Here is an 18,674-nt window from a genome sequence, read left to right as displayed (position 1 = left end):
TTTTCATCCATTCCTCTCTTATTTCAATATCTTATTCTTCTACTGGTGCAAATTCTTCATCTGCAAAAGAATCGTCATCAAAATCAATCTCGTCATTTTCATTGACATCAGAATCAAGTTTGATATTGCGGTATCTCTTCATACCTGTACCAGCCGGGATCAGTTTACCAATGATTACGTTTTCTTTCATACCGATCAGTGGATCAACTTTTCCTTTGATAGCTGCTTCTGTCAGAACTTTTGTTGTCTCCTGGAAGGAAGCTGCCGATAAGAAGGAGTTCGTAGCTAAGGAAGCTTTGGTAATACCAAGTAATACCTGTTTTCCTTCTGCCATTTCTTTTCCTTCACTCTCAAGCAGTTCATTTGTATCCTCAAAATCAAGAGTATCTACTAATGTTCCCGGAAGCATATCAGAATCACCGTTTGTCTCAACGCGGACTTTCTGCAACATCTGACGTACGATCAACTCGATATGTTTGTCGTTGATTTCAACACCCTGTAAACGGTATACACGCTGAACCTCGCGGAGCATGTAATCCTGAACGGCACGAACACCTTTGATCTTTAAGATGTCATGTGGATTTACAGAACCTTCGGTCAGCTCGTCACCAGCTTCAAGCACTGCGCCGTCCATTACTTTGATTCTGGAACCATAAGGGATTAAGTATGCCTTAGATTCACCAGTCTCATTGTTTGTAACGATGATCTCACGTTTCTTCTTAGTATCTTTGATGTTAGCTACGCCACCAAATTCTGTGATAATGGCAAGTCCCTTCGGTTTTCTTGCCTCGAAAATTTCTTCGACACGAGGAAGACCCTGTGTGATATCGGTACCGGCAACACCACCTGTATGGAAAGTACGCATGGTAAGCTGTGTACCAGGCTCACCGATGGACTGTGCTGCGATGATACCAACAGCCTCACCAACCTGAACTGCCTGACCGGTAGCCATGTTTGCTCCATAACATTTTGCACATACACCCATATGGGAGCGGCAGGATAATACGGTACGGATCTTCACTTTCTCGATAGGATTGCCATTCTCATCAACACCACGGCTCATAACTTCTGCTGCACGTTTTGGTGTGATCATATGGTTTGCCTTTACAATGACATTGCCATCTTTATCACAAATTGTATTGCAGGAGAAACGACCTGTAATACGTTCCTGAAGACTTTCTATCTCTTCTTTTCCATCCATGAATGCAGTTACCCACATACCAGGGATTTCTCTGTTCTTGCCTTCACAGCAGTCAGATTCACGAACGATCATATGCTGTGATACGTCTACAAGACGTCTCGTAAGGTATCCGGAATCGGCTGTACGAAGCGCTGTATCGGACATACCTTTTCGTGCTCCATGCGCAGACATGAAGTACTCCAATACATCAAGACCATCACGGAAGTTGGATTTGATAGGCAGCTCGATTGTTCTACCGGTTGTATCAGCCATCAAACCACGCATACCTGCAAGCTGTTTGATCTGTTTATCAGAACCACGGGCTCCGGAATCCGCCATCATGAAGATGTTGTTGTATTTATCAAGACCTTCCAGAAGCACTTTTGTAAGCTCATCATCGGTCTCTTTCCATGTCTCAACAACTTCTTTGTAACGTTCTTCCTCTGTAATAAGACCACGTTTGTACTGTTTTGTAATTCTGTCTACTGTATCCTGAGCTGCTTTGATCATTGCAGGTTTCTCTGGTGGAACCGTCATGTCGGAAATGGATACGGTCATCGCTGCTCTTGTGGAATATTTGTAACCCATAGCTTTTACAGCATCCAGAACTTCTGCTGTCTTGGTAGCACCATGGATATTGATTACTTTTTCAAGAATCTGTTTGTTCTGTTTCTTGGCAACAAGGAAATCTACTTCCAGTTTTAATTCATTGCCAGGAATGCTTCTGTCAACAAATCCTAAATCCTGAGGAATGATCTCATTGAAGATGAAACGTCCTAATGTGGACTCAACAACTCCTGTGATTTCTTTTCCATCCGGCATTGTCTTTGTCATACGGACTTTGATTCTGGAGTGAAGTGTTACTGCTCCGTTCTCGTATGCAAGGATTGCTTCGTTGACACTCTTGAAGATCTTGCCCTCTCCCTTAGCTCCCGGTCTCTCCTGTGTTAAATAGTAGATACCAAGGACCATATCCTGTGAAGGAACTGCTACAAGACCACCGTCAGATGGTTTTAACAGGTTGTTCGGTGAGAGAAGCATAAATCTACACTCAGCCTGAGCCTCTACAGATAATGGAAGATGTACAGCCATCTGGTCACCATCGAAGTCGGCGTTGAACGCGGTACATACCAATGGATGTAACTTGATTGCTTTACCTTCTACTAAGATTGGCTCGAATGCCTGAATACCTAATCTATGCAGTGTAGGAGCACGGTTTAACATAACCGGATGCTCTTTGATAACGTCTTCTAAGACATCCCAAACTTCTGTCTGGAGTCTCTCAACCATTTTCTTAGCACTCTTGATGTTGTGTGCAGATCCGTTGGCAACAAGTTCTTTCATAACGAAAGGTTTGAATAATTCAATTGCCATCTCTTTTGGAAGACCACACTGATAAATCTTTAATTTTGGCTCAACACAGATAACGGAACGTCCTGAATAGTCAACACGTTTACCAAGTAAGTTCTGTCTGAAACGACCGGATTTACCTTTTAACATATCGGATAAGGATTTTAATGCTCTGTTTCCTGGTCCTGTAACCGGACGTCCACGACGACCGTTATCGATCAGGGCATCAACAGCTTCCTGTAACATACGTTTCTCGTTACGAACGATGATATCAGGAGCTCCTAACTCAAGAAGTCTTCTCAAACGGTTATTTCTGTTGATGATTCTTCTATATAAATCATTCAAATCAGAGGTAGCAAAACGTCCACCATCCAACTGGACCATTGGACGAAGATCTGGTGGGATAACCGGTACAACGGTCATGATCATCCATTCTGGTTTGTTTCCAGATTCACGGAATGCTTCTACAACTTCCAGTCTCTTAATGATTCTGGCACGTTTCTGACCAGTTGCATCTTCTAACTCTGCTTTTAATTCAGCAGAATCTTTTTCCAGATCAATCGCCTGTAATAATTCCTGAATTGCCTCAGCACCCATTCCTACACGGAATGCATTGCCGTACTGTTCTCTTGCATCCTGGTATTCTCCTTCGGAAAGTACCTGTTTGTACTGTAATGCAGTATTGCCTGCATCCAATACGATGTAAGAAGCAAAGTATAAAACTTTCTCCAATGTTCTTGGAGATAAGTCAAGGATCAATCCCATACGGGATGGAATTCCTTTGAAGTACCAGATATGGGATACAGGTGCAGCAAGCTCGATGTGTCCCATACGCTCTCTACGAACGCTGGATTTTGTGATCTCAACGCCACAACGGTCGCAGACAACGCCCTTGTAACGAATTTTCTTATATTTACCGCAATGACATTCCCAGTCTTTGCTAGGTCCAAAAATCTTCTCACAGAAAAGACCATCTTTTTCCGGTTTCAATGTTCTATAGTTGATTGTTTCCGGTTTTTTAACTTCACCGCGGGACCATTCTCTGATCTTTTCCGGGGATGCTAAACCAATACGGATGGCATCAAATGAAACAGACTGGTTAATTGCCTCTTTATTTGTTGTTTCTGGCATCTATGACACTCCCTTTCTCTACTTTACAGAATCGACTCTCTTTATCGGTCTGTGCGGATGCACAGACCTTAAATGCTTATTGATTATTTACTCTTCGAAATTGTCTTCCGGCATATCATCGTAAAAATCAGAGTCATCATCTGCATCGGTGTCTTCCTCTTCTTCTACGTCAACAAGTTCTTCGTTTTCAGAATCAAATTCTTTCTTTGTGAATCCCATCTTGGAGAATGATTCACTGTCTTCAAAAGCGAAATCTTTATCGCCTGAAATAATGGAGTTCAGGTCGGTGTTACCGTACTCACTTGTTTCCATTAATTCAACTTCATTTCCTTCGTCATCTAATACTGTGACATCAAGTCCTAAGGACTGTAACTCTTTCAGTAATACCTTGAATGATTCTGGAATTCCCGGTTCAGGAATATTATCACCTTTGATAATTGCCTCATAAGTCTTAACACGTCCTACAACGTCATCAGACTTCACTGTAAGGATTTCCTGTAAGGTATATGCTGCACCGTAAGCTTCCAGTGCCCAAACCTCCATCTCACCGAAACGCTGTCCACCGAACTGCGCTTTACCACCAAGTGGCTGCTGGGTAACTAAAGAGTAAGGACCAGTAGAACGTGCATGGATCTTATCATCTACCAGGTGGTGCAGTTTCAGGTAATGCATGTGTCCGATTGTTACAGGTGAATCAAATGGTTCTCCGGTACGTCCATCACGCAGCTGAACTTTTCCATCACGGGAAATTGGAACACCTTTCCACAGTGCTCTGTGGTCTCTGTTGTCCCATAAGTACTTCATAACTTCTTCGCCAAGTACATCTTTGTATTTTGCTTCAAAATCTTCCCATTCGAAGTTTACATAATCATTAGCCAATTCCAGTGTATCCTGGATATCAATTTCCTTTGCACCATCAAATACCGGTGTTGCAATATTGAATCCCAATGCTTTTGCAGCAAGACTCAGGTGAATCTCAAGGACCTGACCGATATTCATACGGGAAGGTACACCTAATGGATTCAATACGATATCAAGAGGACGACCATTTGGAAGGAATGGCATATCTTCTACAGGTAATACACGGGAAACGACACCCTTGTTACCATGACGGCCGGCCATCTTATCACCGACAGAGATTTTTCTCTTCTGTGCAATGTAAATGCGGACTGCCTGGTTTACTCCTGGAGATAACTCATCTCCGTTTTCTCTTGTAAATACTTTGGCTTCCACAACGATACCATATTCGCCGTGAGGAACTTTTTAAGGAAGTATCACGTACTTCTCTTGCCTTCTCACCAAAAATTGCACGGAGAAGTCTCTCTTCTGCTGTCAGTTCTGTCTCTCCCTTAGGAGTAACTTTTCCGACTAAGATATCACCGGCACGAACCTCTGCACCGATACGGATAATACCTCTTTCATCAAGGTCTTTTAATGCATCATCACCGACACCTGGAACGTCACGAGTAATCTCCTCCGGTCCTAATTTGGTGTCACGTGCTTCTGCTTCATATTCTTCAATATGGATGGATGTATAAACATCATCCTGTACAAGTCTCTCACTTAAAAGAACAGCATCCTCGTAGTTATAACCTTCCCAGGTCATAAATCCGATCAATGGGTTCTTACCAAGTCCAAGTTCTCCGTTAGAAGTAGATGGTCCGTCTGCGATAACCTCACCAACCTCTACATGGTCACCCTTGAATACGATTGGTCTCTGATTGTAGCAGTTTGACTGGTTACTTCTTGAAAACTTTGTAAGTTTGTATACATCTCTTGTTCCATCATCATTTTTTACAATGATCTGATTGGACTCAGAGCTTTCAATTGTACCTGCTTTTTTTGCAACAACGCAGACACCTGAGTCAACGGCCGCTTTTGTCTCCATACCTGTACCAACAACAGGAGCTTCTGTTGTAAGAAGAGGTACTGCCTGACGCTGCATGTTTGATCCCATCAGCGCACGGTTCGCATCATCGTTCTGTAAGAACGGAATTAATGCAGTCGCAACAGAGAATACCATCTTAGGAGATACGTCCATGTAATCAAACATGGTCTTCTCATATTCCTGTGTCTCATCCAGATAACGACCAGATACAGAATTACGAACAAAATGTCCCTCTGCATCAAGTGCCTCGTTCGCCTGTGCTACATGGTAATTATCCTCTTCATCCGCTGTCATGTAGACTACTTCATCTGTGACACGAGGATTCTTTGGATCTGATTTATCAATCTTACGGTATGGAGCTTCAATGAAACCATACTCATTAATACGCGCATAACTTGCCAGTGAGTTGATCAGACCGATGTTAGGACCTTCAGGCGTCTCAATTGGACACATACGTCCATAGTGAGAATAATGAACGTCTCGAACCTCGAATCCGGCACGGTCTCTGGACAAACCACCAGGTCCCAATGCAGATAAACGTCTCTTGTGAGTCAGCTCACCAAGAGGGTTGTTCTGATCCATGAACTGAGACAGCTGGGAAGAACCGAAGAACTCTTTCACTGCTGCAGTTACCGGTTTGATGTTAATTAAACTCTGTGGAGAAATACCATCCAGGTCAAGTGTCGTCATTCTTTCACGGACAACTCTCTCTAATCTGGAAAGTCCGATTCTGTACTGGTTCTGTAATAATTCGCCAACCGCACGGATACGTCTGTTGCCCAAATGGTCGATATCATCATCATGACCAATACCATACTCTAAATGCATATTATAATTAATGGATGCGAAGATATCATCTTTTGTAATATGCTTTGGAATCAGATCATGTACATTTTTCTTAATTGCTTCTTTTAAATCTTCCACATCCGGATTTTCTTCCATTAACTGTGCAAGAATCGGGTAGTAAACTAATTCTGTAATGCCAAGTTCCTTTGGATCGCAGTCAACGTAATGTCTTAAATCTACCATCATAGAAGAAAGAACTTTTACGTTTCTTGTCTCAGTCTGAATCCATACATATGGAACTGCTGCATTCTGGATATCATCAGCTAAAGAACGGGTTACTTCTGTACCTGCTTCTGCGATGATCTCACCAGTTGTCACATCAACAACATCTTCTGCAAGAACATGTCCGTTGATACGGTTCTTTAATGCTAACTTCTTATTGAACTTATAACGTCCTACCTTTGCAAGATCATATCTTCTTGGGTCAAAGAACATAGCATTAATAAGGCTCTCCGCACTTTCTACTGAAAGCGGCTCGCCTGGTCTGATTTTCTTATATAATTCAAGAAGTCCTTCTTCGTAATTTGTAGCAACATCCTTGCCAAAACTTGCAACGATCTTAGGTTCCTCACCAAATAAATCAATGATTTCCTGGTTGCTTCCAACACCAAGCGCACGGATCAATACTGTGATCGGCACTTTTCTGGTTCTATCTACACGAACGTAAAATACGTCATTGGAGTCTGTTTCATACTCTAACCAAGCTCCACGGTTTGGAATTACAGTACAAGAATACAATTGTTTACCCACTTTATCGTGAGAGATACCATAATAGATACCAGGGGAACGAACCAGCTGGCTGACGATTACTCGCTCTGCACCATTGATTACGAAAGTTCCAGTTTCAGTCATCAAAGGAAGGTCGCCCATGAAAATTTCATGCTCGTTGATTTCATCAGTTTCTTTGTTGTGAAGTCTTACCTTTACCTTTAAAGGTGCTGCATATGTTGCGTCTCTTTCTTTGCACTCAGGGATTGTGTACTTTACATCATCTTCGCATAATGTAAAATCTACAAATTCCAGACTCAGATGACCGCTATAATCTGCAATCGGAGAGATATCGTCGAAAACTTCTTTTAAGCCTTCGTCCAAAAACCACTTATAGGAGTCTTTCTGAACTTCTATAAGGTTTGGCATTTCCAATACCTCTTTCTGTCTTGAGTAACTCATACGCATGCCTTTTCCGGCTTTCACCGGACGTATTCTGTTTTTCTCCATTGACGTTTCACCTCTCGTTTTTATTCTCAACAAACAAATTGCCTGTTGTATTGCATCTACCGCCTATATATGCGGTATGTGAACACTCACATCTTATGGCTATAAGCCTACTGCACCACAATAGTGCAACGTATATTATATATCAAGTCAAGCAAAATCGTCAAGATAAATTTCATTTTTTCTAATAAATTTATTAGTATTTATAAAAAAGAAGAAACAGATACCTATCCGTAGTATATTGTGTATCTGTTTCTTCTATATATAGTGTTTTATATTTCTATTTTGTCTTATGTATTATTTCAAAGCTGCAGTCGCTATCATTTATTCACACTGGAATCCTGCAACTTCATTCTTCAATGATTCTGCGATGTTCACATTCTTCTCAACAGATTCATTGATTCCGGTCATATGGCCCGCAAGTTCAGAAGTGTACTCTGCCGCATTGGACACGCCCGCTGCACTCTGGTTCACTGCATTGGACACGCCATCTGCAGCCTCCGAAATTTCATTTGCAGCCCGGCGGAGATTCTCTGCTACATTCTGAAGATCCTGCATCATCTCATTCATCTGTACGGCATCCTCATTGTAAGTCTCACCGGATTCAACCATTCCCTTGTAGTCATTCAATACATCCTGATTTACAAAATCAAGCATCTTGCCCGCATTTCCAGCTAAGTTTTCTACCGATTCTGTTACCATCTTACTGATATTCTGAATTCCATTAGCTGTATTTCTGCTTTCATCCGCAAGCTTCCGAATCTCATCTGCAACGACCGCAAAGCCTTTTCCGGCTTCCCCGGCTCTTGCTGCTTCAATGGAAGCATTCAATGCAAGAAGATTTGTCTGTGAAGAAATTGACAAGATCTCATCTGTAAGCTTATTGATCTCTTCCACCTGTTTGCTCTGTTCAATCGCAGTGGAGAGTTCTCCTGAAATACGCGCCACCATATCGGATGCTGACACCTGGCTTGCAGTTGCATCTGCCTTCATACCCTCTGCCTTCTGGCGGATACTGTCCACACGTTCAAGTCCCTCTCCCGTCTTATCCGCCATAACTGTGATATCTTTTCGGATACTCTCAATGTTCTCAGTAATATTAATAACGGTTGCGGATACTTCCTCCATGCTGGCTGCCAGCTGTTCCATCGTCGCAGATGTGCCTGTGATCTTATCGCCCGCTGCACGGATTCCGTTGTCAACGCTCGCAGCTGTATGTTCGAGTTCTCCGGAACCTTTTTTTATCTTCTCGATCAGATTTCTCAATACATCTATAAACTGGTTGAATCCACGAACCATCTGTCCGATCTCATCATTGCCTCTGACCTTCAGATGTGCAGTAAGATTACCACTTCCCCCATCGATCTCAGTGATCATCTTCATGAGATCGCTGGTTGCTGCGCGCATTGGTTTCACAACGCCGATCAGAATAACAAGAATTCCAGCTATTCCAACAAGAATAGATACCGCAGCCATTCCAACGCACACCTTGGAAACTGCCTGATAGGTAGCATGTGACTGGGCTGTTGCCTCATCCATCTCATTCACACTCTTCTGCTGGATTCCGGTAATATAAGTATTCACCTCTTCCATGCAGACACGGATCACATTGACTTCGATGGAAACTTTTCCAGTCTTTCCATCGTCGTATTTTTCCATGGCATTGTCCATACGTTCCAGAACATTGTTCACACCATCATAGATTTTCTGCATAATCTGTTTCTGTCCGTCACCCTCTGTGGCATCATACATCTGTTGCACAAGATCAGCCACAGCCTCCCGATCCGCTGCATAATCATTTCTGGCTTCTGTATGGCTTGTCTCACCTTTTGTTGTCGCAAGATAACGATAGAAATCCTTCTGTACTGCTTCAAGACTATACTGTATGTTGTAAGCATTCTGCAGATCCGGCACTTTGCTGTCTGTGACATCTTTGATTGAATGGTTCATCTTCACCATTGCATCATAGTTAATCACATTTGATACCATGGTCACAGCTACCATCAGTACAAGAATTGCCACCAGTTTGACTGCCATGCTGCTGTTTCTGGTTTTTTTAGCAGTTTTCTTTGTCACTGCGCTTTTCTCCTTTTTCACTGACCGCTGTTTTTTCTGTTTTGGAATTATCGTTTTCATTTCGTTTTTCTGCGTTTTGTTCTTCATGTGGTTCGCACCTTTTCTATTTTCGTATTATCACTATTGTACATTCTTTTTTCAGTGAAAGCAATGGTTATTCATCATTTTTACCAACAAATGTCAAAAAGCGACATATAATTGCATGTGCGCAAAAAAAAGCCATGGTGCACACACCATGGCTTTAAAATAGCTGTTTTTTCAAAAATAATGAAATTATTTAAGAGTAACTTTAGCGCCTTCAGCTTCAAGTTTAGCTTTGATATCATCAGCTGTAGCTTTGTCAGCTGCTTCTTTAAGGATCTTAGGAGCTCCATCAACTAAGTCCTTAGCTTCTTTTAATCCTAATCCTGTTGCTTCACGAACAACTTTGATAACTTTAACTTTGTTTGGTCCAACTTCTGTTAACTCTACGTCGAACTCTGTTTTCTCTTCAGCTGCTGCTGCTTCTCCGCCTGCTGCTGCTACTACAACGCCTGCTGCTGCAGATACGCCAAATTCTTCTTCACAAGCTTTTACTAAATCATTTAATTCTAATACGCTTAACTCTTTGATAGCTTCAATAAATTCTGCTGTTGTTAATTTTGCCATTTTAATTTCCTCCATTAAAATTTAATTATTGACCGGCTGTTACCGGTGATTCTTGATTTCATTCCTGTCTGACAGGATCTCTGTTTGCTGATTAAGCCTCAGCTGGAGCTGCTGCTTCTTCTGCCGGAGCAGCTTCTGTAGCTACTGCACCACCGTTCTCTGCGATCTGGTTAAGAACACGAGCAAGGTTGGTGATAGGAGACTGTAAGCTTCCAAGTAATTTGGAAAGAAGTTCTTCTCTTGATGGTACATTTGCGATAGCTTTCATACCATTTGCATCGTAGAAAGTTCCTTCTACAACACCGGCTTTGATTTCAAGAGCTGGAGCTGTCTTTGCAAATTTTGCCAGGATTCTTGCTGGAGCTGTTGCATCGTCTTTAGAAATAGCGAATGCGCTTGGTCCTTCAAGAGACTCTTTTAAGCTTTCGAATTCAGTTCCTGCAATAGCACGGTTAACTAATGTATTCTTATAAACTTTGTAAGAAACACCAGCTTCTCTTAATGCTTTACGTAACTGAGTATCTTCTGCAACAGTAAGTCCACGGTAGTCAACAACTACTACTGACTGTGCATCTTTGATGTTTTCAGAAATTTCCTGTACGATAGGCTGTTTAAGTTCTACTTTTGCCACGAATCGTGCACCTCCTTTTATTATTTTGGGCAGTGATCAAAAACCACTGCATGACTGCATAAAAGACGTTGAGGTTTATCACTAAAAAACCTCTCTGTCAAAGACAGAGAGGTATAAAATCATAAATGATTCTGCTATAGATGAAATTCATCTATAAGATCTCCTCGGTAGGTCTAGTGTTACGCCTGTCAGGCACCTACTGTCTTCGGCAATATGCAAGACGCTGTTCTCACAACGCCTTGTGCATTATAACATTGTATATTGGGGTTGTCAACAAAAATTAAAAATAATTCTGATTACTGAGCAATCTTAACTACGTTTAATTTTACACCAGGTCCCATTGTAGAAGTGATTGTTGCACTCTTAATGTACTGACCTTTTAAGCTTGAAGGCTTAGCTTTGTTGATAGCTCCCATAAGGGTCTGGAAGTTGTCGCTTAACTGTTCTTCTGTAAAAGAAGCTTTTCCAACTGGCACGTGGATAATGTTTGTTTTGTCCAATCTGTATTCAATCTTACCAGCTTTGATGTCGTTAACAGCTTTTGTAACGTCCATAGTAACTGTTCCAGCTTTTGGGTTTGGCATTAAACCTTTAGGTCCTAATACACGTCCTAAACGTCCAACAACACCCATCATATCAGGTGTAGCAACAACAACGTCGAAATCTAACCATCCTTCGTTCTGGATCTTTGGAATTAATTCCTCTCCACCAACGTAGTCAGCTCCAGCTGCCTGTGCTTCATCTAATTTAGTACCCTTTGCGAATACTAATACTTTAACAGTTTTTCCTGTTCCGTGTGGTAATACAACCGCACCACGGATCTGCTGTTCTGCATGACGTCCATCACAACCTGTTCTGATGTGAAGTTCGATTGTCTCATCAAATTTAGCTGTTGCGTTTTTCTTTACTAAGCTGATTGCTTCAGCAACATCGTACTGAGCTGCTTTGTCGAAATTCTTAACAGCGTCCTGATATTTCTTTCCTCTTTTCATTCTAAAAAACCTCCTGGTGGTATTATCGGGAGAGGTCCCTCCCACATAATCGTTCATAGTGACTATCTGCCGGTGTGGTTAAACCGTCCGGCCTGTACTGTAAAATCTTATTCTTCTACAGTAACACCCATACTTCTTGCAGTTCCTGCGATCATGCTCATAGCTGCCTCAAGAGATGCTGCATTTAAGTCTGGCATTTTTAATTCTGCGATTTCCTGTAATTTTGCTTTGGAAAGTGTAGCAACTTTTGCCTTGTTCGGTGTAGCAGAACCAGATTTGATGTTGCAGGCTTTCTTAATTAATACAGGAGCAGGTGGTGTCTTTGTAACGAAGCTGAAGCTTCTGTCTGCGTATACTGTAATAACTACAGGAATGATTAAATCTCCCTGATCGGCTGTTCTTGCGTTGAACTGTTTTGTAAATTCAACGATGTTAACGCCGTGCTGTCCAAGTGCAGGTCCAACTGGAGGAGCAGGTGTAGCCTTGCCCGCAGGAATCTGCAATTTGATGTATCCTTCTACTTTCTTTGCCATTGGAAAATTGCCTCCTTAATAAATTTTGAACTTGTCATACAAGTCTGCTTATTTCATAAGCTTAATATCTGCGAAACTTATTTCTACTGGTGTTTCGCGACCAAAAAGTTCCACATTGATGGTAACGATCTGCTTGCTGTGGTTCATGGACTGGATCACACCAACGGTATCCTTCCAGACGCCGCCGATAACAGTCACTGTGTCACCCTCTGCAAAATCAACCTCAACGTTCTCAGTCTTGATACCTAATGGTTTCATTTCCATATCGGTAAGCGGTACCGGCTTGCTTCCCGGACCAACGAATCCGGTAACACCACGGGTATTTCTGACAACATACCAGGTGTCATCATTCATAACCATATTGATAAGTACGTATCCCGGAAACATCTTCTTTGATACGGTTTTATTTGCGCCATTCTTCAACTCAACAACGTCCTGCATCGGAACACGGACCTCTAAGATCTGATCTTCCAGATGTCTGTTTTCGATTGTCTTGTCGATATTGGCTTTTACCTTATTCTCATATCCTGAGTAGGTATGAACTACATACCAGTGTGCTTCTGCCATAATTACCTTTGCCTCCAATTAAAAACTTAAACCTACAAGGAAATCAACGCCATACTGGATCAAAAAATCCAGAAGGGCGATGACAAGACCTAAAACAACAGACGTCGCAACAACGGCTCCTGTCTGTCTTGCAAGTGATTGTTTGTCTGGCCAAATAATCTTGTTGAATTCAGCCTTGAGACCGGTAAACCAGCTCGACATTTTCGCCAGCAGGCTCATGTGCTGACCATTTTCCGGAGCTTTTACTAATTTCTCGGTTTCTCCCATTTTCTCACTCCTTCACCCAGCTAAACTATTTGGTTTCCTTGTGTAATGTATGAGTCTTACAGAATCTACAATACTTTTTGGTTTCCATTCTGTCTGGATGAGCTTTCTTGTCTTTTGTCGTGTTGTAATTACGATTCTTGCATTCTGTACATGCCAGTGTTATTTTCGTGCGCACAACTTCCACCTCCATTAAATTCTTTGTGTTTTTCTACACCTTTTAGTCGAAAATAAGTCCGACCTAAAAAAAGGCATAAAAAAAAGACCTACTTCCATCGCTAGACTAATATAGCACACAGAATATTTGTCGTCAACAAATTTTTTTGTTTTTTTCTTGCTTTTTTCCACTTTCCCAATGATAATGTAAAAAAAAGATAAATATTTTTTGTAGAACTACCGATATATATTCTGTAATCTAATGAAACGGATTTTCATCCCCGCATAACGAATTACTTCTTATTATATTAAGAAAGTACTGCATTATGATTTCAAGGAAGAAAGGAGGGGAACATCTATGGCAGCCATTGACAGCGCCTACCAGTACTATCTGAGTACCTATGGCAATTCGACTGTATCGCGCTATGACACGCACAAGAAAAGCCAGTTGCGTGACACCTATAATAAAATTGTAAAAACAAATAAAGAATCCCCTCTGTACAAGATCAAAAACCTTGGGGAAGCGAAAAAATATGCGATTGATATCAAGGAAAGTGTCGGAGACATCCAGCATATCGCAGCTTCACTTTCAAGCAGCGGCCAGGGCATTGAAAAAGCTTTTTCCAAAAAGATCGCCCAGTCTTCGGACGAAGATGTCGTAACCGCAGAATACATTGGAAACGACGACACTCCGGATACAACTACCTTTCATATAGCAGTAAAGCAGTTAGCAGCAGAACAGATTAACCGTGGAAATTACCTTCAGCCGGATCGTTATCAGTTTACACCCGGCATTTATTCCTTTGACCTGAACACGAATACGAATTCTTATGAATTTCAGTTTTCTGTCGACCGTAAGGATTCCAATGCAGATGTCCAGCAAAAACTGATGCAGTTGATCAACCACTCGAAAATCGGCATCAATGCCTCCATGGTCCAGAACGGCAAAGGAGATAATGCACTTGTGCTCTCCTCCAGCCAGACCGGCATTGCAGATGATGAAGACTATCTGTTCCAGATCCTGCCGGATGCAAGTCCCTCCTCCATGCACGCTATGAAGCTTTTAGGAATCAATCAGATCGCGCAGAAAGCCGGGAATTCTTCTTTTGTTTTAAATGGGAAAGAACATTCCTCCTACTCGAATTCATTTATGGTAAATAACCAGTTTAATCTGACATTAAACGGAATCAGCAAGGATGGCTCAGCGGCAACGATCGATTTCAAGACAGATGCCGATGCCGTTGCGGACAATGTCAGCAGACTCGCCAATGCTTATAACGAAGTGATCAGGATCGGTCATTCGTATTCTGATGCCCAGCGTCCTAATAAGCTCGTCTCTGACATGAGCAGTGTTGCAAAAGACTACCGCCATGAATTAGAAGCGATGGGATTGGAATTAGACGCCGATAATTATCTGCATATTGACCGCAGTCTTCTGTATGATGCCGCAACTGCAGAAGATGCGCAGGATAATTTTGCGATCCTGAATCAATTTAAGGACACATTAAACAGCAAAGCAGCAGAGGCGTCTATTGACCCGATGAATTACGTGAACAAAATTATTGTAGCCTACAAGAACCCCGGACATAATTTTGCGACACCATATATCACTTCGATCTACTCCGGAATGATGTTAGACCGCTATTGTTAAAAAGACTGTCACATGAATCAGCTTTCATGCAACAGTCTTTTTTATGCGATCGTCTCTAAAATTGTCTCTATACGGTTTACATAAGAATGATGTTGTTTCACTTTCTCATAGCCGTTATGGGCAATCTCCCTCCGCTCCTTCTCATGTTCCAGATAATAGCCGGCTTTCTCCGCCAGATCTTCCACACCGTCAAAACATATCAGGTCTTCCCCTTCTTTAAAATAAAGAGGGATCTCCGCCTGATAATTCGTCATCAGAAATCCTCCTGCCCCCAGTACATCCCACATGCGAAGCGGAATCCCGCTTTTAATATTGGGGATCGTGAAGTTCAGGTTAATTTTCGACTCGCGGAACACTTTTGGCATCTCGCTCCAATAATCGACAGAACCACAGTACTGCACCCGCACAAGGTCTGAGACATTACTGTTACTGTACACATTCACACGGAAATGTTTTGACAGTTCGATCAGCGCGCGCCGTCTCTCAATCTCTGCGATTTTAAACCCAAGCACCGTCGTCTGAAAGATCAGTCCGAGGTCTGAGAAAGAACCCTCCGACTTTTCCAGCGAAAAATGCTGTTGCAGTTGTTCTAAAATATCCGTTGTGAGCATTGGTTCCACGATATTTGCACCACTGATGTTAAGCTGTGCCTCCATCACCGCATCAAAGTAGCCCCTCAGATATTCCGGCAGCGTAGGCTTGATCCTGTCGTAGGAATTCCTCTCATAAAGGCTTCCCACGAATGCAATGTCACCGCTGTATTTTATGCTGTCCTCTGATTTCTGTAAAATCGTGTCGATCCGGTCAGCATCCACTGCAAGTGGAAGATACCAGATATGTTTTACTCCCATCTCTTTAAATTCCAGATAGTTTGTTTTATCAAATGTAAAAATGTAGTTGCAGTCGTTAAAAACAGAGACATGATACATGCTGATCAGTGGATTGTCACACGTCCATGACACATATTTCACACCCATTTTCTGGCAGGTATTTGAAATCAGCGCAAAATAATTGACCGTAAACACCATATCATAATGATTTTTTTCCATCAGCGCTTCGATTTCCGCCTCAAACTCAGGATCAATGTCATAATTCCCAAGTTCCTGCTCTATATTGTCCACCGTATGCCCCAACAGGCGGAATGTCTGTTCAATATCCCGGTAATTGTATGCCTTCCAACGATACATTAAAATGTGCATTCGTCTCCGCTCCTCCATTTTTACTCTATTGCATGAATGCATTTTTTCAGTCTAAATAGCACTCGCGGATATACTCCGCCCTGTTTTTCCACGTATGTCCCTCTTTTGCGGCGCGATATCCACAGTCTGCCAGCTCCTGCATGTGGGAGCTGTGGCCAAACAAGTCAAATACCCGTTCCGGCAGTGTCTGCAATTCCTTTAATGAAAACATCACAAGTTCTTTTCCATCCGTAAAGGTTCTACGCAGGTAAGTGGAATCATCTGTCACTACCGCCGCACCTGCAAGCATACCATTAAAAATACGGTCGTGCGCACCTGCTTTAAACCAGGTCATGGTATTTAACACGATCTTGGAGTCGTTCATAAGAGGAAGAATCTGCGGTGCAAGCACCTTACCCCCATATGTCAGATACGGATTATCACTCCATTCGCACTGATCCCAGCCAACACCATACGCGGTCACATGAATGCCGCTCTCCACAAGGATACGCACCGCCTGCTCCCGAAAAAAAGAAGTCGCGTAGGAATCCAGAAACCGCATTTTTACAATGATCTCCTGTAAACGCTCATCGGATATATCTCCACGCACTGACTTTACATATGCTTCTATCGCCTGTTCTGTCGTCTGTTCCGGGTGCTGCACCAGTTCGCCCAACACCGACTGCATCATATGCTCACCGTCGACTTCTGGGATGGAATGAAGATCCGGGATCATCTTTGCGACCGTATAGATTGGAAGTGCCCCTGCATACAGCACATCGATATTGCGGTCATTCAGAGGTTTATGCTTATGTCCCAGCTCCACTCCTGCATGTGGAAGGAAATCTGTCTGATGGATGTTTTTGAAAAAACGCCGGATATATTTCTCATGATTGCGGTCTGTGCAGAGGATCACTGCTGTTTCCGGCATATTGCAAAGCGGTTTCTCATAATGAAACGGATGATCCATGAGAATGTCAATATATGGGATATGAAAATAATTCCATATATTATGTTCTTCCGGTTTTTTCTCTTCGTCCTCCGCTGCTTCAGACTGTTCAAAAGAAAGATTGTATCCGAGGTTATTAAATGTCACTACTGCAAATTCCTGTGATTCATCCAGAAGGCGGAGCAGCATCTTTTTGCTCACTTCCTCATTTGCAGTGTGATACACAAATGTCCCATATCCCATGGATTCAAATGCCTCGATCAAATGATCTGTAAATAAATCAAGCGTGTCATAGACACCTTTAAAATAAATGATTGTCTTCAAATCTTTGCTCCCATTCATTTCCTGTCTGCCAGAAACGTTATCTGTCCAAATATTCATCCACATCATCCGGTCCGACTTTTGCATAAGGCATTCTTATGTATTTTCCATCCTCCAGATTCAGATCCTCCAGATTTCCGCCCGTGGCAAGTGCAAAAGAAAGTTCCAACATCCCCTTTGCCTGTCCTTCTTTGTCATTATAGACGGTACCGACCATCTCGCCATTCTTCACTGCCTCAAGTCCAACATTGGTGCCGTCAATTCCGACTACTACCGGCCATTCCTCCCGGCTTAGGTCTGAGGCCTTCAATGCATCGATCGCCCCCACTGCCATATCGTCATTGTTTGCGATCACTAACTCTATTTTATTGCCATTCTGGCTCAAAAGCTGTGTCATTTTATTCTGTGCCTGTGCACGGTTCCAGTTAGCAATGGCATAACCCAGTTTTTCCACCTCAATCCCGCTGGAAACAATCGTATTCACCGAGTATTCCGTGCGGACTATTGCATCCTGATGCCCCGGCTCCCCCTCAAGCACAACATACTGGTAGACTCCATCCTGATTTCTGTCGACCGATGGATCCTGTAAAAAAGCCGCTGCGGCAATCTGTCCTTCCATCATTCCAGATTCAAATGCCTTCGCCCCCACATAATACAGTTTATCCCAGCGCTCTAAATCCTCTTCCACCAGCTCACGGTTGAAGAAAATGACAGGGATATCATTTTTCTCTGCGAGATCAATGACCGTTGTAGGATCTGTACGATCCACTAAGTTCACACAGATAATGTCGCATCCATCCTGTGCCATAGCTTCCACCTGATTGTTCTGTGTCGTCTGACTCTGTGACGCATTATAGACTTCCACATTAATGGCGATTCCTGTCTCCTCTTCCTTCGCTGCTGCATAGGTGTTAAAATCTTCCATCAGCTCAGAAAGAAACGCATCATACTGGTCATAGAGTGTCACACCGATCTTGATACTTTTCACCTGTGTATTTCTCTCTGGCAGTTCACATCCCATAAGCATTGATGCGCCCACTGCCAGAATCAACGCACTTGAAATTCTCTGTTTTGCACTTCTCATGCTGTACCTTTCTC

At 42.5% G+C, this 18,674-nt stretch carries 13 protein-coding genes, 1 pseudogene and 1 other annotated feature; of the genes and pseudogenes, 1 reads left to right on the top strand and 13 read right to left on the bottom strand.

Annotation, left to right across the window (positions count from 1 at the left end; all coding sequences use genetic code 11):
- Positions 1-31: 31 nt before the first annotated feature.
- The 10 genes and pseudogenes from rpoC to rpmG form a co-directional block, all read right to left on the bottom strand.
- Positions 32-3,661, bottom strand: coding sequence for a DNA-directed RNA polymerase subunit beta' (rpoC, locus tag ROSEINA2194_RS08690; protein ID WP_007885792.1), 3,630 nt, complete (start codon positions 3,659-3,661; stop codon positions 32-34).
- 87 nt (positions 3,662-3,748) lie between these two features.
- Positions 3,749-7,613 (bottom strand): annotated as a pseudogene (gene rpoB, locus ROSEINA2194_RS08685) (DNA-directed RNA polymerase subunit beta).
- A 321-nt stretch (positions 7,614-7,934) separates the two neighbouring features.
- The gene (locus ROSEINA2194_RS08680; protein WP_007885782.1) at positions 7,935-9,773 is read right to left on the bottom strand and encodes a methyl-accepting chemotaxis protein; all 1,839 of its coding nucleotides are present in this window, start codon (positions 9,771-9,773) and stop codon (positions 7,935-7,937) included.
- A gap of 186 nt (positions 9,774-9,959) precedes the next feature.
- Positions 9,960-10,334 (bottom strand): 50S ribosomal protein L7/L12, encoded by a 375-nt coding sequence (rplL, locus tag ROSEINA2194_RS08675; RefSeq protein ID WP_021923055.1) that lies wholly within the window; start codon positions 10,332-10,334, stop codon positions 9,960-9,962.
- Between the two features lie 91 nt (positions 10,335-10,425).
- Complete coding sequence (rplJ, locus tag ROSEINA2194_RS08670) at positions 10,426-10,965, bottom strand: 50S ribosomal protein L10 (protein WP_007885778.1); 540 nt, start codon at positions 10,963-10,965, stop codon at positions 10,426-10,428.
- Between the two features lie 74 nt (positions 10,966-11,039).
- Positions 11,040-11,192: a sequence feature (ribosomal protein L10 leader region), on the bottom strand.
- A 69-nt stretch (positions 11,193-11,261) separates the two neighbouring features.
- Positions 11,262-11,957: a 50S ribosomal protein L1 gene (gene rplA, locus ROSEINA2194_RS08665; RefSeq protein ID WP_021923057.1), complete on the bottom strand. Its 696-nt coding sequence runs from the start codon at positions 11,955-11,957 to the stop codon at positions 11,262-11,264.
- A gap of 107 nt (positions 11,958-12,064) precedes the next feature.
- A complete protein-coding gene (rplK, locus tag ROSEINA2194_RS08660; RefSeq protein WP_007885773.1) occupies positions 12,065-12,490 on the bottom strand; it encodes a 50S ribosomal protein L11 in 426 nt (141 codons plus the stop codon).
- A 48-nt stretch (positions 12,491-12,538) separates the two neighbouring features.
- Positions 12,539-13,057, bottom strand: coding sequence for a transcription termination/antitermination protein NusG (nusG, locus tag ROSEINA2194_RS08655; protein ID WP_021923058.1), 519 nt, complete (start codon positions 13,055-13,057; stop codon positions 12,539-12,541).
- A gap of 18 nt (positions 13,058-13,075) precedes the next feature.
- Positions 13,076-13,324: a preprotein translocase subunit SecE gene (gene secE / locus ROSEINA2194_RS08650; protein WP_007885764.1), complete on the bottom strand. Its 249-nt coding sequence runs from the start codon at positions 13,322-13,324 to the stop codon at positions 13,076-13,078.
- A gap of 25 nt (positions 13,325-13,349) precedes the next feature.
- Entirely contained in the window at positions 13,350-13,514 is a 165-nt protein-coding gene (rpmG, locus tag ROSEINA2194_RS20360) for a 50S ribosomal protein L33 (protein WP_014078408.1), read from the bottom strand.
- Between the two features lie 321 nt (positions 13,515-13,835).
- Here rpmG and ROSEINA2194_RS08645 point away from each other — a divergent pair, with 321 nt between their 5' ends.
- A complete protein-coding gene (locus ROSEINA2194_RS08645; RefSeq protein WP_007885762.1) occupies positions 13,836-15,128 on the top strand; it encodes a hypothetical protein in 1,293 nt (430 codons plus the stop codon).
- A gap of 41 nt (positions 15,129-15,169) precedes the next feature.
- On the opposite strand, the gene ROSEINA2194_RS08640 is transcribed toward ROSEINA2194_RS08645, so the two are convergent.
- The 3 genes from ROSEINA2194_RS08640 to ROSEINA2194_RS08630 are packed head-to-tail and all read right to left on the bottom strand — an operon-like array spanning position 15,170 to position 18,660.
- A complete protein-coding gene (locus tag ROSEINA2194_RS08640; RefSeq protein ID WP_055300907.1) occupies positions 15,170-16,327 on the bottom strand; it encodes a CgeB family protein in 1,158 nt (385 codons plus the stop codon).
- Between the two features lie 46 nt (positions 16,328-16,373).
- Positions 16,374-17,645 carry a glycosyltransferase family protein gene (locus tag ROSEINA2194_RS08635; RefSeq protein WP_007885759.1) on the bottom strand — a complete coding sequence of 424 codons (1,272 nt, stop codon included), beginning with the start codon at positions 17,643-17,645 and terminating at the stop codon, positions 16,374-16,376.
- Positions 17,617-18,660 (bottom strand): galactose ABC transporter substrate-binding protein, encoded by a 1,044-nt coding sequence (locus tag ROSEINA2194_RS08630; protein ID WP_007885758.1) that lies wholly within the window; start codon positions 18,658-18,660, stop codon positions 17,617-17,619. Before ROSEINA2194_RS08630 ends, ROSEINA2194_RS08635 begins: the two co-directional genes overlap by 29 nt.
- Between the last annotated feature and the right edge of the window lie 14 nt (positions 18,661-18,674).

This window comes from Roseburia inulinivorans DSM 16841 (assembly GCF_000174195.1).
In the GTDB taxonomy this organism is placed as follows: domain Bacteria; phylum Bacillota; class Clostridia; order Lachnospirales; family Lachnospiraceae; genus Roseburia; species Roseburia inulinivorans.
The sequence above is the reverse complement of the archived record's forward strand: the minus strand, read 5'-3'. Positions and strand labels throughout refer to the sequence as shown.